This window comes from Mycobacterium sp. E2327 (genome assembly GCF_001672675.1).
In the GTDB taxonomy this organism is placed as follows: Bacteria; Actinomycetota; Actinomycetes; order Mycobacteriales; family Mycobacteriaceae; genus Mycobacterium.
Genome location: NZ_LZKE01000004.1, coordinates 42,502 through 57,331 on the forward strand (window position 1 = coordinate 42,502; position 14,830 = coordinate 57,331).

Here is a 14,830-nt window from a genome sequence, read left to right on the forward strand (position 1 = left end):
ACGGCCATCATGACGACCACGCTTCCAGCCGACACCGGCCCGGCACCGCTTGCGGTGCTGCCCGCGCCGCGGGCCGGCGCCAAGGCCGTCGCCCGTTGGCAGCAGCGGTACTCGGCTCGCCTGCGGGTCACCGACTCGATGATCGTCTGCGCCGCCGTCGCGCTCGCCCAGTTCGTCCGGTTCGGGGACTCGCCGAACACGTCCGGGTACCCCGGGCCCGTCATGACGCTGTTCTCGGTTCTCTTTGCCGCGCTGTGGCTTTCGTCGATGTCGATGTTCCAAACCCGGTCCACCCGGATCATCGGCGCGGGAATCGACGAATACCGGCGCATCGCCAGCGCCTCGTTCTGGACGTTCGGGTTCATCGCCATCGTCACGCTGCTGGCCAAGATCGAACTGGCCCGCGGCTATCTGGCGGTCGCGCTTCCCGCGGGCACCCTCGGGTTGCTGGCGAGCCGCAACCTGTGGCGCAAGCACGTCTGGCGCAAACGGGCGCAAGGGCAATACCAGTCGCTGGTATTGGCGATCGGGGATCGCCCGGGCGTTTCGCACCTCGCCCACGAGCTGATCCGCAACCCGAACGACGGCTATCTGGTGGTCGGCGTCTGCATCGCGGGCTACGGCCCGCCGCGCGGCGAGGTGCTGACGGTGCAGGGACGCAAGATCGCGATCCTCGGCGACGAAACCACCGCGGTGTCCGCGATCGCCGGCTGCGGCGCCGACACGGTGGCGGTGACGCGCACCGAACACTTCGGCGTACACGGGATCCGCGACCTGATGTGGCGACTGGAGACGATGGACGTCGACCTGGTGGTGGCGCCCGGGGTGGTGGACGTCGCCGGGGCACGGCTGACCCTCAAGCCGATCGCGGGATTCCCCCTGCTGCATGTCGACAAGCCGCAATACGAAGGGACCCAACGGTTTCAGAAGCGCGCCTTCGATTTCTGCTTCGCCCTGGCCGCGCTCGTCGCGACCTCGCCGCTGCTCGTCGCCGCCGCCGTCGGCATCAAGGCGACGAGCAGGGGGCCGGTCTTCTACCGGGCGGAGCGCATCGGCCTGGACGGCAAGCCCTTCACGATGTTCAAGTTCCGCACCATGGTGGATGGCGCCGACACCCAGGTCGAACGGCTGATGCCGCTCAACGAGGGCGCCGGCGGCATGCTCTTCAAGATCCGCCAGGACCCGCGGGTGACGCCCATCGGAAAGGTACTGCGCCGATTCAGCATCGACGAGTTGCCACAGTTCATCAACGTGCTCAAGCAGGACATGAGTGTCGTCGGACCGCGCCCGCCGCTGCGGCGCGAGGTCGAGAACTACGACGGCGAGGTCAAACGCCGCCTGCTGGTGAAGCCGGGCGTGACCGGGCTGTGGCAGGTCAGCGGCCGGTCGGACCTCTCGTGGGAGGACTCGGTGCGGCTCGACCTGTCGTATGTCGACAACTGGTCGATGACGGGCGACCTGCTGATCATCGCGCGGACGCTCAAGGCCGTGCTGAGTAGCGACGGGGCGTACTGATGGCGCACAACACCACGATCGAGCCGGCCCCGACGGCGTCGGTGCCGCGGTCGCGGATCGCGCACGCGTTCTCCGTCCAGCTCGTCTGCCGGGCGCTGGGGATGCTGGCCTCGGTCGTCTCGGTCGCGATGACGGCCCACTACCTCGGGCCCGGGCGCTACGGCCAGCTCACGATCGCGGTCGCCTTCGTCGGAATGTGGGCGAGCCTGGCCGATCTCGGCATCGGCACCGTCATCGTGCGCCGGGTGACCTCCGGGACGGGCGACCTGGAGCGGCTCGTCCGCATCAACAGCGGACTATCGCTGATGTACTGCCTGCCGCTCGCGGCGCTGGCGGCGGGTTCGGGTCTGCTGCTCTACCGTGACGCCGACGTGCGGGTGATGCTCGTGGTGTTGTCGGGCCAGCTGCTGATGCTGACGATGACGACGCGGTTCGAGCCGGTGTTCCTGTCCACCGTCCGTTTCTCGGCCGTGGCGATGTCCGACGTGCTGGGCCGGCTGGGCACGCTGGCGATGGTCAGCTACCTGGTGGCCGTACGGGCCGACGTCGTCTGGTTCGCGGTCGCGCAGCTGATACCGCCGGCGCTGCAGCTGCTGATCCAGGGCACCGCGGCGGCCCGGCACATCTCGTTGCGGCCGATCTTCGCGCCACGAGAGATCGCGGACCTGCTGCGGGAGAGCGCATTTCCGATCGGCGTGGCGGTCGTCGGCGTCCTGTACTGGCGCACCGACGGCGTCATCCTGTCGAAGGTGAGCACGCATTCGGAGGTCGGCGTCTACGGGTTGGCCTACACCGTGGCGTTCAACACGCTGATCGTGTCGATGTTCTTCCTCAAGGCGACGCTGTCGACGGCCACCGAACTGTTTTCCCGCGACGTCGCCGCGTTCGCCAAGTTCCTGCGCCGCTGCATCGAGCTGATGTACTTCGTGGGGGTCCCGGTCGCCGTCATCGGCACGTTGCTGGCCCGGCCCCTGATCGAGTTGTTCGGCGACCGCGAATTCGTCGAGCGCGGCGCGCCGACGCTGGCGACGCTATTCGTCGCGGTGGCTTTGCGTTTCGTCACCGGCACCCTGGGCCAGGGGCTGTTCGCCTGCCATCAGCAGAAGTTCCTGTTCCGGTTGTCGATCGCGACGCTGGCGTTCAACGTCGCGCTGAACGTGGTCCTGGACGGGCCGTTCGGCGCGGTGGGCGCCGGCCTGGCGCTGGTGGGCACCGAGCTGTTCGGCATGGTGCTGGCCACCTGGTGGCTGCGCCGCGAGTGCGACTACCGCACGCCGGTGGCGTTCCTGCTCCGGCTGCTGGTCCCCACGGCGGCCAGTGTCGCAGTGGCACTGCTGCTTTCGGGCCACCACGTCGCCCTGACCGTGGCCGCCGCGGCCGCCGCGTACCTGGCCACCAGCGCGGCGGTCGGGCCGTTCGGCTGGTCGTCACTGGCCGCGCTGCGCCACAGGCCGGTGGTCGCATGAGCCGCGAACTGGACCGCGCGTACCTCAAGCCCCCGGTCGGCACGCTCACCAGGTCCGGCCGGCCGATGGTGGTCATGATCGTGACCTACAAGAGTCACGACCTGGTGGAGCAGTGCCTGGCCGGCGTCGCCGAACACCTGCCCGACCTGCCGGTGTACGTCTACGAGAACAGCGGCGACACCTATCCCGGTCGCGAGGAGCTGGCGGCCCGACACCCGGAGGTGCACTGGGTGTTGGGTCCGGTCAATCTCGGCTTCGCCGCGGCGTTTAACGCCTTGGTCGAGCACACCCCGCCGGACGCCGACCTGCTGCTGCTGAACGCCGACGCCCGGTTGCAGGGGCCGCTCGCGCGGACCCGGGAGCTGCTTCGCCAGGAGAAGGTCGCCGCCGTGGCGCCCATGGTGCACGACGACGGCGCCCCCGGCCCGGAGCGATGGGACATCGCGACGCGGCGCCGGACCCTGAGCCGGGCGCTGGTCGCGGCCGCCGGTTATTCGGATCTGCTGCGCGGCACGCCAATTTCGCACCTGTACGCCCGCCAGCCCGGCGAGTCGGAAAGCATCGACGGCTACGTGGGCGGCGCCTGCCTGGCCATCAACCGTGCGGCCTGGAACGAAGTCGGCGGCTTCGACGAGGAGTTCTTTCTTTACGGAGAAGAAACCGATTGGCAGGCCCGCGCCAGTGCGGCGGGCTGGCGCATCCTGCTGGCCAACGAAATCGACGTCGACCACGGCAATCCGGCGACCGCCGGCCGGTTGGAGGAGCCCGATGCCGCGCACGGCGCGGAGGTCTCGACGCCGGAACGTCGCCGCAATCGCGACCTGTTGCGCGCCAACATCGCCCTGTTGCTCGAACACCAGGACGGCGTACATCACGCGGACCTGTATTTGGCCGGCACCACCCTGCTGGAGCGGCTGCAACGCTCCAAGCGCGACGCCCGGCGGCGCGCCTTGAGCCACATGGCAACCGGGCGCACCGGCAAGCCGGCTATCGTGATCACCACCAACCGCCTGGTCTACGGCGGCGCCGAACGCCAAAAAGCCTTGCTGGCAGCCGAATTGGATCGGCGCGGTTACCCGGTCACCATCGTCTGCATGCAGCGGTTCGGCCCGCTGATCAAGGAGGTCCCGCACAGCGTGCGGGTGGTGCGCCAACCCTGGTGGGCACCGGCCGTCGACGTTCCGCCCGGCCCGGCGGTGCTGATCAGCGGCGACACCAACACCGAGACCGGGTTCGCCACGCTGTGGCGCGCGGGCGGCGGCGACCGGCGCTGGCTGGTCGCGCCGCACGTACCCCCGGAACCGGACCGCCCCATCTACTCGCGGCCACTGGCGGCAGCCATGCGCCGCGCCGACGGCTTCGTCGTGCTCGCCCAACGCCATTGGGACATGCTGGCCGCGCAGCACCGGCTCGGCGGGCGCCGTTTCATCGCACCCAACGGGGTGGCGGTGACGGGTGAGCCGCAGCCCCGCGTGCGGGCCGCCGGTCACCCGGTGCAGTTGGTGATGCTCTCGCGCATCGTCGAGCACAAGAACCCGCATCTGCTGATCGATGCGCTCGGTGGCCTGACCGACATGCCCTGGGAGCTCTCCATATTCGGCGATGGACCCGACCGGGATCGGCTGCAGGCGCGCACCCCCGCCGAGCTGCGCGACCGGGTGCACTGGCGCGGCTGGTCGGCCGGGCCGGGTCCCGCGCTGGCCGAGGCCGACCTGTTGTGCGTGCCCAGTCGCTCCGAGGCGTTCCCGCTGGCCATCCTGGAGGCGATGGCGCGGGCGGTACCCGTTGCCGCGTCGGCGATTTGCGCCGTCCCGGAGATGCTGGACTTCGGCAAGGCCGGTTTCGTCGTCGAGCCCGTCACGGTGGCGGCGTGGCGTGAGTGCCTCGCCCAGATCCTGGCCGACCCCGCCGCGCTGCCATCGGTGGGACGACGTGGCCACGAGCGGATGCGCCTGCATTACACGGTGGAGGCGATGGCCGACGAGTACCTCGAAGCCATCGAGGCCGTGCTGTGAGCGCGTTGGGGCTGAACTGGAAATCGGCCCGCCGCACCAAGCGTCGCGAACGGACGGCCGTCATCGAACCGACTCCGTGGTACGAAACGGCGATCCTGGGCGGTGGGCCGGCCGGGACTGGAGCGCTGGTCTGGGCGGCTCGTCACGGCCGGCTGGGCGCGTGGCTGGACGGCGGCGTCGCGTTGGTCGAGCAGGCCGACGAGCTGGGCGGCACGCTCGGCCGATACGCCCTTAAGGCCGACTCGCGCGGCACCTCCTTCCTGGAGTGCCTGGACGGCCCGGATTGCTCCCCGTTGCTGGCCGACGTCGGCGCCGATCCCATTGCGCAAGAACTGGAACGCTTCCGGGCCACGCATCCCACGCTGGAGCTGGTCGATCGCTTCGAGCGGCGCCTCGGTGCAGCCATTCTGGCCGAGTTCGACCGGCATCCGAACAGCCGCGCCTTCACCGGCACACGCGCCGAGGCGATCCGGCTACAGGATGACGGCTCGGTCGCGGTGTTCACCGCCGACGCCGACGGGCGGCGCACGCTGGTCCGCGCCGCCAGCGCGGTCGTCGCGATCGGCGGGCGGCCGAACGCGTCCTGGTCCGAGATCGAGGTCACGCCCGGCGTCCACCTCGGGGACTGGCGCGAGAAGATCGTGTCCAGCCACCGGCTCCTCAGCCGAGGCGGCGCGCAGGAGGTGGCGAGACGGCTGGCCCGCGTGCATGGCAGCCCGCGCGTGGTCATCCTGGGCGGGGCGCACAGCGCATTTTCGGCGGCATGGATACTGCTGGAACAGATTCCGGGGCTGAGCTTCGGTCCCCGCGGCGTCCAAATCCTGCATCGCAGCGAACCCCGGCCCACTTATGCGTCGCGTGCCGCGGCCCACGTCGACTTCTACGAATTCTCCGAATCCGACGTGTGCGCGGCCACCGGGCGCGTGCATCGGCTGGGTGGGTTGCAGGGCGACGCCCGCGAAGTGTGGCGGCGCATGCATCGCAAGCCCGGGGCCGAGCCGGACGACCGCGCGGTGGCCATGCCGATCGGCGGCCTGTCCCGCGCGGACCTGCTCGGCCTGCTGACCGACTGCGATCTGATCATTCCGGCCCTGGGCTACCGCCTTGCGGCTCCGCCCATTTACAACGCGCGCGGGACGCGAGTCCCGTTGGCACACAACGGCCCGGCGGTCGACACGCACGCGCGGCTGTTGGACCGGTACGGCACGCCGATCGCGGGGGTCTTCGGGGTCGGGCTGGGCAGCGGGTTTTTGCCCTGGGGCGCCATGGCCGGGGAAGAGTCCTTCTCCGGCCAGCAGAACAGCCTCTGGCTTTATCAGAACGGCCTGGGCAAGCTCATTCACGACAGCACCCGACGGCGGGCGCAACGCCTCGCCTTGAACGTCGAACCCGCCCAAACATCCAGCCGCACAGAGAATTGGGAGCCATATGCTTTGCCGGTTGTGTGACTCGGAGCGCCTGCTCAGCGTCGTGGACCTGGGCGCCACTCCGCCGTGCGAGAAATTCCTCACCGCCGAGGAACTCGACCTTGCGGAGCAGACCTTCCCGCTACACCTGCGGTTGTGCGAGGACTGCCTGCTGCTGCAGATACCGGCGCTGATCACGCCCGAGGACACCTTCACCGAATACGCCTACTTCGCTTCGTATTCGGACAGCTGGGTGCAGCACGCCAAGCGCTTCGTCGACGACGCCGTCCAGCGCCTCGGCCTTGGCCCGGATTCGCGGGTGGTCGAGGTGGCCAGCAATGACGGCTACCTCCTGCAGCACGTCGTCGCGGCGGGCGTGCCATGCCTGGGAATCGAGCCGTCCGAGAACGTCGGCGCCGCCGCCCGCGCGCGCAACATCCCCACGCTGACTGCGTTTCTGGACGAGGACACGGCGACCCAGGTTCGTGAGGAACACGGGCCCGCCGACCTCGTCGTCGCCAACAACGTCTACGCGCACATCCCCGATCTGCGCGGCTTCACCCGCTCGCTACGCAAGCTGATGGACGACGACGGCTGGCTGAGCATCGAAGTACACCACGCGCTGAACCTGGTGCGGCTGGGACAGTTTGACACGATCTACCACGAGCACTTCCAGTACTACACCCTGTTCTCGGCGATCTGCGCGCTGGCCACCTCGGGCCTCGCCGTGGTCGACGTCGAGCTGCTGCCCACCCACGGCGGGTCGATGCGCATCTGGGCCCGCTCGGCGGATATCGCCTCGCGGCCGACCGAACGGGTGGAGCGGGTGATGCGCGCCGAAGAAGCCGCGGGTCTGCACCGTGCCGACGGCTACCTGCAGCTGCGTCCCCGCGCGGAGGCGATCCGGCACGACCTGCTGCGCTTCCTGCTGGATTGCCGCGCCGACGGCAAGCGCGTCGTCGGCTACGGCGCGCCGGGCAAGGGCAACACCCTGCTCAACTATTGCGGGATCCGAACCGATCTCCTCGAATACACCGTCGACCGCAACCCGTACAAGCACGGGCGCTTCACCCCGGGGACCCGGATCCCGATCTACGAACCCGAGCGCATCGCCGAAGACCGCCCGGATGTGGTGCTGGTGTTGCCGTGGAACCTCGAGGCGGAGCTGACCGAGCAGCTTCGCTACGTCGCCGACTGGGGCGGCCAGCTCGTCTTTCCGCTTCCGACCCTGCACACCGCGGAAATTGGTAGCGTGCGCCGATGAGGACCTGCCGGGGGTGCGGCGGCACCGATCTGCGACGGGTCCTCGACCTGGGGACCGTGCCGGCCGGCGACGACTTCCCGCCGGTCACCGAACCCGTGCGGCCCGAGGAATCGTCGCATCCGCTCGCGATGGAACTCTGCGGCCGCTGCGGCCTGGCCCAACTCGCCGACGACGACACCGCCGTCGCCGAGCCGCGCGGCATCGAGCCGCAGGCCCTGCGCAACCAGGCGGCCGAGGCCGTCCGGCGCGTCGCCGACGCGGGCTGGCTGCGCGGCGCCACCGTACGGGAATTCGGCAGCCCGCACGGCGGAACGTGGTTGCCGCTGCTCGCGGAACGCGGTTTCGCCGAGGCGGAACGGGCCGATGTCGTGCTCGACTCGTTCGGCATCATGCACGAGCCGGACCAACGGCAGGCCTTCCGGCTCCGCGCGGAGGCCACCTCGCCCGACGGCGTGCTGCTGCTGCAATTCCACTCGCTGTTGACGATCGTGACCCAGGGGCAATGGGATGCGTTGCGCCACAGCCATTACGCCTACTATTCACTGACGGCATTGACCGGTCTGCTCGCCGCGGCCGGCATGAGCGTGGCCTCGGCGTGGGAGTTCGATCTCTACGGCGGCACCGTACTGGTTGCCGCCGTGCACGGCCAGGTCGACCCCGACGAACGCACCGGGGAAATCCTGCGGCGCGAGCAAACCGCCGGCATCACCGAAGCGGCGGTCGTCGGCGGTCTGCAGCGCGACGCCGAGCGCCACGCCACCCAGTTGCGCGACTGGCTGCGGGAGCAGGCGAATGACCGGCGCACGGTGTACGGGTACGGCGCCGGTTCGCGTGTGCCGGCGTTGTTCAACATCGCCGGCGTCGACCGGCACCTGTTGCGGGCCGTCGCCGACGCGTCACCGGCGAAGCAAGGACGCCGGATTCCCGGGACCGACGTCGGCATCATCTCGCCCGAACAGCTCATCGCGGCCGACCCCGATCGCGTCATGCTGACATTGCCGGATCTGTACGACGAAGTGCGGCGGGCCTACCCGCAACTGGAGGGGCGCTGGTCGATCGACCCCGGCGCGGTCAGGGACCGGGCATTGCTATGAATCCCATTCGGGTGCTTTGGCTTTCGCCATGGATGCGGCCGCTCGCGCGCGTTCAGGTCGAAGCGCTGCGGCGGCGCGGAGCCGACGTGCTGCTGGTGACGTCCGACCAGCACCCCGAGTCGGACGCCGCCCGCGACTACGAGCTGGTGCTCGACCCGCGGTTCCGGGCGGCCGCGAGCTGGCCGTCGAGTTTCGCCGCCTGGCGGCGCATCCGCGACTACCGGCCGCAGGTGGTGATCACCGAGCTGGTCCGCGATCCACGCTGGATGGCATTGGCCGGGGGTGTGCCCCGGGTGCAGCTGGTCCACGACGACAGCCCCCACGACGCCGGCGAAGCGCGGCCGGCCTACGAGCGTGCGGTGTTCGACCGCTGGGGCGCCCGCTCGGCGGCCACGGTCACCTACAGCGACTACGTCGCGGAAGCCATCAGCACCCGGCGAGACGTCGCCCGGACGCCCGTGCACACGTTGCCGCTCACCAGCGACCTCGACGTCGACCTGGTGCCGGCGCCGGTCCACGCCGAGGGGCGACGCGATTTCGTGATGGTGGGCCGGCTCAACCCGTACAAGAACATCGACGTGGTGCTGCAGGCCTGGCAACGGCACGTGAGCGGCGACGGCTGGCGCGGCGACGACCTGGTGCTGATCGGCGACGGACCGATCGCCCTGCGAAGCGCGCGGCTGCCGCAACACGCGCGGTGGTGGCCCGGCGCGTACCGCTACGCCGACGTCGTCGAGACGCTTTCGGCCGCAAAGGGTTCGGTCGCCCACTACCGGCGCGCCTCGCAGAGCGGGGTGCAGGTGCTGTCGATGCAGCTGGGCGTGATGCCGATCGTGTCCACCATCGGCGGGCTGCCGGAATACCAGCCGCCGGGCGGCCCGACCGTCGACGTCGACGACGTCGCGGGGCTGGCCGCAGCTTTCGACAGGCTGGCGGACCCGGCCACCGCCGCGCGCCTCGGCGCCGAGGCCGCGCACCACTACGCGGAGCGCTTCAGCGTCGACCGGGTCGCCGACCGCATGCTGGATATCCTCACAGAGGTCTTGGTCACGCACCCGCCGCACGGCGCGCGTGAGCTCGAGAGCGCCGGCAGGCGCCGGGAAAGGTTTTAGCCGATGGATTTTCGCACGTTTGTCCGAACGTTGACGGCCCACTGGAAGCTGTTCGTCGGGGCGCTGCTGGCCTGCCTCGCCGGGGCCGCCGCCGTCACCGCGTTCCAGACGAAGAGTTATCAGTCGTCGGCCACCGTCCTCATCTCGTTCTCGGGCGAGACCGACCTGGCCCAGGTGTATCAGGGCACGCAGGCCGCGCAGGAGCGGCTGTCGTCGTACGCCGCGATCGCCGGCGGCCACGCGGTCGCGGAGCGCGCGGTCAAGCAGTTTCACCTGCCCATCGGCGCGGACGCCCTGGCGAGCGCGACCCACGTGGAGTACACGCCGAAGTCGACTCTGTTCACCATCTCGGTCACCGACACCGACCCGAATCGTGCCGCGACACTGGCGAAGGCGATGGCTGACACGTTCACCGGGCTGGTCGGCACCCTCGGTGTGAACCCGAAGGACCCGGTGGCGCTGGTGAACAGCTCACCGCCGCAGGCGCCGCCGGCGCAGACGCCCCCGCCATCGGCGCCCGCCGCGCAGGACGCCGACGGCCAGCCGGCGACGCAAACGGGCGCCGAGGCCACCCCGTCGGCCGAACCCTCGGTCGTCCCGCAGCCGGCGCAGCCCGCGGCGACGCCGCCCCAGCCCCTCGCCCCGAACATGCCGATCGCCCGGGCCACCATCGTCGAGCAGCCCGGCGTGCCGGACAGCCCCATCAAGCCGGTGCCGGTGCGCAACATGGCCATGGGCCTTGCCGCCGGCTTGCTGCTGGGCACCGGGGCGGCGTTGACCCGCGAGGCGGCCGACCGCTCGGTGCGTGACCGAGCCAAACTGGAGCGGCTCTCCAATTTGCCGACCCTGGCCGAACTACCCGGAAAGCGCGGCAGCGCACCGCGGTTCGGAACCGACATCTCCTTCGACGACGCGGTCCGCGGCCTGCGGGCGCGCCTGCTGCGCGCGCTCGAACCGGGAGCGCGCCGGGTGCTGCTGACGGCGCCGTTCGGCGGGGAGGGAACCACGACGACGGCGGTGAACCTGGCCCGGGCATTCGCCGAATCCGGCGAAGAGGCGCTGCTCGTCGAGGGCGACACCCGCCGACCGGTGATCGCCGGCCTGCTGAAGGTCGACTCCGGCGAGGGCCTGGGCAACGCGCTGTCCGACCCCGACATTGCGGCCGAAGCCGTTAAGCCGACGTCGATTCCGCGGCTTTTCATCCTGGCGGCGCGGGCCGTCCGCCGGGACACGCTGCCCAGCAGCGCGTACCTGCCGGAGGTGCTCGACAAGGTGCTGGCCGACGTGTCGGCCACCTTCGACCGAACGGTGATCGACGGCCCACCGGTGCTGGCGACGGCCGACTCGGGCCTGCTGGCCGGCGCGGCGCAGGCCACGGTCCTGGTCGTCCGCGCGGGGCGCACCACCGAGGACGAACTCACCGACGCGCTGACCGCGTTGCGCGCCGCCGGCGCCGACGTCGTCGGCACCGTGCTGACCGACGCGCGGATACCCCGGCACGCCCGGGCCGCGGCCCGGACCTACCGGACCAAGGTGGGCCGCCCGGGGTGATCCTGTATCTGCGCAATCGGCACCGGTTGGCGATGTCCGGGGCCGTGCTGACGGCATTCGCCCTGGGGTGCTTCGTGTTTGGCGTGCTGTCCGTGCGCAACACCACCCAGGGCGTGATGCTGATCGGCCTGTCGTTCTGCCTGGTGATCTACTGGACGAGACCCGCGACGATGATCGGCGTCGCCCTGTTCCTGGCGTTCGCGGCGCTGCCCCAGGGCCTGCACGTCGCCAAAGTGATTGGCCCCGTGTCGATCAACGCCTATCACGTGGCGCTGGTGCTGGCCATCTGCTTCGTGCTGCCGGCCGTGCGGCTGCGCTTCTCCGAATACCTGCTGCCCGGGATGTTCGTGCTGACGGTGGCCTACTTCGCCGCGGTCGGCTTCGCGATGGGCCACCCCGCCCCGATCGTGGTGCGGGAGGCCACCTTCCTGCTCGAGGTGGTCGGTGGTTTCGTCCTGGCGCTGGTGATCGTGTACGGCGACTACGTCAAACTGTCGGTGCACGCGATGGTCCTCACCCTCTGGTTTTCCGCCGGCATGGCCGTCGCCAGCTCCTCGGGCGGGCTGCGGCTGGCGGGGCGGTTGGAAAGCCTGCAAAGCGACACCGGCGACACGGCAAACCGCGTCATCACCGCCACCCTGACACCGTCAATCGCCGTGCTGGCCGCGCTGGTGGCCGCCCAGATCGTCGGCCGTCTCAAGCCCGTCTGGTACCTCGCGCTGGGCCTGCCGGCGCTGATCATCTCGGTGCTGGCCTTCTCCCGCAACACGCTGATCGCCCTCGGGGTGGCGGCGGCGGTGGCGTTCTTCGCCACCCTCGGCTGGTCGTCGCTGCGCCGGGCGGCGAGGCTGGCCATCGCCGGCGCGGGGATCCTGGCCGTTGCGGTGCCCGGCGCGCTGTTCCTGCTGCAGCACTCGACGGCCGGGGACTGGCTGGGCGATCAGATCACCGGGTTCAGCCACCGCGTGTTGGGCGGGGTGTCGAGCAATGCGCTCGCGGTCGACTCCTCGACGCTGGCCAGGCTGGCCGAAGACGCCAACCTCAACCGCGCCATCGCCAAGGCGCCGGTGTTCGGCCACGGCCTCGGCTACGCCTATCAGGAGCCGTTCGGCAACGACCCGGACGAATTCACCAACACGTTGGGCACCACCTATTCGCACAACTTCTACCTGTGGTGGCTGGCGAAATCCGGCGCGGTGGGCATGGCCGCCTTCGCGGTGTTCGCGCTCACCCCGCTGATCCGGGCGCTGCGCAGCGCATCGGCGCCCGCGAAGGCCAGCGCCGCCGTCAGCGCCGGCCTGCTGGTGATGAGCGTCGTCGACCCGCTGCCCGAGGACCCGGCCAACGCCATGACGCTGGGCATGGCGCTGGGCGCGGCCCTGGCGTTCGCCCGCCTGTGGCAGCGGTCCCGCGTGCCCGGCGAGGACGTCGAAACCACTACCGAGCCCCTGATCCCGGCCGGGGCGACGCGGTGAGCGGGCCGGTGCGGGTGCTGGTGGTGGGGCCGGCACCCGCGGACGCGAGTAGCCGCGGCGGCATGGCGACGGTCGCCGCCCTGATGGCCGCGCATCCCGACGAGCGGATCCACGTCAGCGTCGTGCCCACCTACGTGGACCGGTCGCGATGGGTGCGACTGCTGGTGGGCGTGCGCGGAATGCTCTGGGCCAGTTGGTTGCTCATTCGCCGCCGCGCCGACGTGCTGCACGTGAACATGGCCCACGGCGGCAGCGTCGTCCGCAAGGCGGTGCCGTTGTGGGCGGCGCGGCTGGCGGGCGTGCCGGCGGTGGTACACGGTCACAGCTACGACTTCGGCGGCTGGTTCGATCGGCTGCCGGCACCGGCGCGGGCGGCGGTGCGCCGCGCCCTCGTCGCCGATCACTGGGTGGTGCTGGGCCGGCGCCACGTCGACGAGTACGCGGACCGGTTAGGGCTGTCCGGCGATCGAATCAGCGTGCTGCACAATGCCGTTCGCATCCCGGAGACACCCGTGGCCCAAACGGGCGTTGGCCGGATACACGCCGTGGCGCTGGGCCGGATGGGGATGCGCAAGGGCAGCTACGACATCGTCTCGGCCGTGGCCGCGCTCGACGGGTCGGTCCGCGAGCGGCTGCGGATCACGCTGGCCGGCGACGGCGACGTCGACGGGGTCCGCGCCGCGGTGGCGGCGGCGGGTGTGGGCGACACGGTTCGCGTGGCCGGCTGGCTGGAACCCCCAGACCGCGACGAACTGCTCTGCACCGCAAACATTTTCCTGCTCCCCAGCCGCGACGAGGGCCTGCCGATGGCGCTGCTGGAGGCCATGGCGCACGGCCTGGCGCCGGTGACGACCACCGTCGGCAGCATCGGCGAGGCGGTGAGCGACGGGGTCACCGGCATCGTGGTGCAGCCGGGTTCGCCCGCCGAGATCGCCGACGCGCTCAGCGCGCTCGTCACCGACGACGGCCTGCGCGCGCGGCTGGGCGCCGCCGCGCGCGCCCGCGCCGTCGACTTCGGCCTGCCGCGCTGGCACGAGTCACTGGCCCGGCTGTGGACTCGCCTGGCCGCCGATGCCCGCGGCGGGACCAGGTCACTGCCCGTTGGCTGAGGTGGTCGAGTCGCGCGGAATGTCCAGCGTCGCAATCGGATACAACCCCGCACCGTCGCGCCCGTCGCGCGCCAACGACATCGGCGCGTAGTTCACCACGTGCGAGGCGCCCGGCTTGTGCTGCTGCCAGTCCACCGAGGCGCGCAGCGTGTAGTGGCCCGGCGCCAGGCCCGCCAGGTCGACGCGCACCGACTCCGTCGTCGTCGCCGGGACCGCCTCCTCGCGTGAGGAGCTGGTGTCGTCGCTGACCAGCGCCTTGAGGTTGACCGTCGCCGACAGGCTCTTGACCACCGCTCCGGTGAAATCCACCAGCTTGTAGCCCGGCGTCCACTGCTCGGTGGCCGCGGCCGAGCCGTAGTTGGTCCAGGCGACGGATATGCTCGCCGTCTTGCCCTGAATCGACTGCGAGCCCGGCCGCGCCTCGACCGAATACCGGTAGCCCGCAGAGATACTCGCCTGGGCCCACAGCAAAAACAGGCTGGGGTCCATCGCCGACCGGGAGTCGCGGTCCGCGAAGTTGGCGCTCGACGTCATCGACACGTGGTACCTGACCACGTCGTGCAGGGCCTTCTCGTAGTAGGACCGCGGATCGGTCCCGTTGGGCAACTGGCACCACTCGGTGATCACCGGCGCCGAGGCCAGCCGCTCGGACTGCCTCGGCGTCCAGGCGCCGTTGCCGGCCTGGGCCGAATCCAACGACTCGCAATACGTGCGGTCGAACGACGCCGCCGTCAACGCGATCAAGCAGCGGCTGGCCTCGGCGCCGGTGATCACCGAGTGGTGCCAGTTGCCCAACGGGACCGATCCGCGGTCCTACTACGAG

The 14,830-nt window shown here is 70.6% G+C and carries 10 protein-coding genes and 2 pseudogenes; 11 read left to right on the top strand and 1 reads right to left on the bottom strand.

Features of this window, described 5'->3' with window-relative positions; all coding sequences use genetic code 11:
• Window positions 1-9: 9 nt before the first annotated feature.
• Genes A5712_RS00630 through A5712_RS00675 form a run of 10 tightly spaced genes read left to right on the top strand, consistent with a single transcriptional unit; the run spans window position 10 to window position 14,007 of the window.
• On the top strand, window positions 10-1,515 hold the full coding sequence (locus tag A5712_RS00630; RefSeq protein ID WP_082973194.1) for a sugar transferase: 1,506 nt from the start codon (window positions 10-12) through the stop codon (window positions 1,513-1,515).
• A complete protein-coding gene (locus A5712_RS00635) occupies window positions 1,515-2,981 on the top strand; it encodes a flippase (RefSeq protein WP_068100143.1) in 1,467 nt (488 codons plus the stop codon). The genes A5712_RS00630 and A5712_RS00635 overlap by 1 nt, the downstream gene beginning before the upstream one ends.
• Window positions 2,978-4,996: a glycosyltransferase gene (locus A5712_RS00640; RefSeq protein WP_068100145.1), complete on the top strand. Its 2,019-nt coding sequence runs from the start codon at window positions 2,978-2,980 to the stop codon at window positions 4,994-4,996. Before A5712_RS00635 ends, A5712_RS00640 begins: the two co-directional genes overlap by 4 nt.
• On the top strand, window positions 4,993-6,444 hold the full coding sequence (locus A5712_RS00645) for a hypothetical protein (protein WP_068100147.1): 1,452 nt from the start codon (window positions 4,993-4,995) through the stop codon (window positions 6,442-6,444). Before A5712_RS00640 ends, A5712_RS00645 begins: the two co-directional genes overlap by 4 nt.
• Entirely contained in the window at window positions 6,425-7,666 is a 1,242-nt protein-coding gene (locus A5712_RS00650; protein WP_068100149.1) for a class I SAM-dependent methyltransferase, read from the top strand. The genes A5712_RS00645 and A5712_RS00650 overlap by 20 nt, the downstream gene beginning before the upstream one ends.
• Window positions 7,663-8,760 (top strand): class I SAM-dependent methyltransferase, encoded by a 1,098-nt coding sequence (locus tag A5712_RS00655; RefSeq protein WP_068100151.1) that lies wholly within the window; start codon window positions 7,663-7,665, stop codon window positions 8,758-8,760. The genes A5712_RS00650 and A5712_RS00655 overlap by 4 nt, the downstream gene beginning before the upstream one ends.
• Window positions 8,757-9,872 (top strand): glycosyltransferase family 4 protein, encoded by a 1,116-nt coding sequence (locus A5712_RS00660; RefSeq protein WP_082973195.1) that lies wholly within the window; start codon window positions 8,757-8,759, stop codon window positions 9,870-9,872. Before A5712_RS00655 ends, A5712_RS00660 begins: the two co-directional genes overlap by 4 nt.
• 3 nt (window positions 9,873-9,875) lie before the next feature.
• Window positions 9,876-11,423: a polysaccharide biosynthesis tyrosine autokinase gene (locus tag A5712_RS00665; protein ID WP_068100153.1), complete on the top strand. Its 1,548-nt coding sequence runs from the start codon at window positions 9,876-9,878 to the stop codon at window positions 11,421-11,423.
• The gene (locus tag A5712_RS00670; RefSeq protein ID WP_068100155.1) at window positions 11,420-12,898 is read left to right on the top strand and encodes an O-antigen ligase; all 1,479 of its coding nucleotides are present in this window, start codon (window positions 11,420-11,422) and stop codon (window positions 12,896-12,898) included. Before A5712_RS00665 ends, A5712_RS00670 begins: the two co-directional genes overlap by 4 nt.
• Window positions 12,895-14,007, top strand: coding sequence for a glycosyltransferase family 4 protein (locus A5712_RS00675; protein ID WP_068100157.1), 1,113 nt, complete (start codon window positions 12,895-12,897; stop codon window positions 14,005-14,007). Before A5712_RS00670 ends, A5712_RS00675 begins: the two co-directional genes overlap by 4 nt.
• On the opposite strand, the pseudogene A5712_RS00680 reads toward A5712_RS00675, so the two are convergent.
• A pseudogene (locus A5712_RS00680) lies at window positions 13,990-14,655 on the bottom strand (hypothetical protein); the annotation flags it as partial. The gene A5712_RS00675 and the pseudogene A5712_RS00680 overlap by 18 nt on opposite strands.
• Here A5712_RS00680 and A5712_RS31590 point away from each other — a divergent pair.
• A pseudogene (locus A5712_RS31590) lies at window positions 14,651-14,830 on the top strand (hypothetical protein); the annotation flags it as partial. The pseudogenes A5712_RS00680 and A5712_RS31590 overlap by 5 nt on opposite strands.

What these genes read in the sequence shown, in the direction of transcription:
- A5712_RS00630 (WP_082973194.1), top strand. Translation starts at nt 10, where the DNA reads ATGACGACCACGCTTCCAGCCGACACCGGCCCGGCACCGCTTGCGGTG.
- A5712_RS00635 (WP_068100143.1), top strand. Translation starts at nt 1,515, where the DNA reads ATGGCGCACAACACCACGATCGAGCCGGCCCCGACGGCGTCGGTGCCG.
- A5712_RS00640 (WP_068100145.1), top strand. Translation starts at nt 2,978, where the DNA reads ATGAGCCGCGAACTGGACCGCGCGTACCTCAAGCCCCCGGTCGGCACG.
- A5712_RS00650 (WP_068100149.1), top strand. Translation starts at nt 6,425, where the DNA reads ATGCTTTGCCGGTTGTGTGACTCGGAGCGCCTGCTCAGCGTCGTGGAC.
- A5712_RS00655 (WP_068100151.1), top strand. Translation starts at nt 7,663, where the DNA reads ATGAGGACCTGCCGGGGGTGCGGCGGCACCGATCTGCGACGGGTCCTC.
- A5712_RS00660 (WP_082973195.1), top strand. Translation starts at nt 8,757, where the DNA reads ATGAATCCCATTCGGGTGCTTTGGCTTTCGCCATGGATGCGGCCGCTC.
- A5712_RS00665 (WP_068100153.1), top strand. Translation starts at nt 9,876, where the DNA reads ATGGATTTTCGCACGTTTGTCCGAACGTTGACGGCCCACTGGAAGCTG.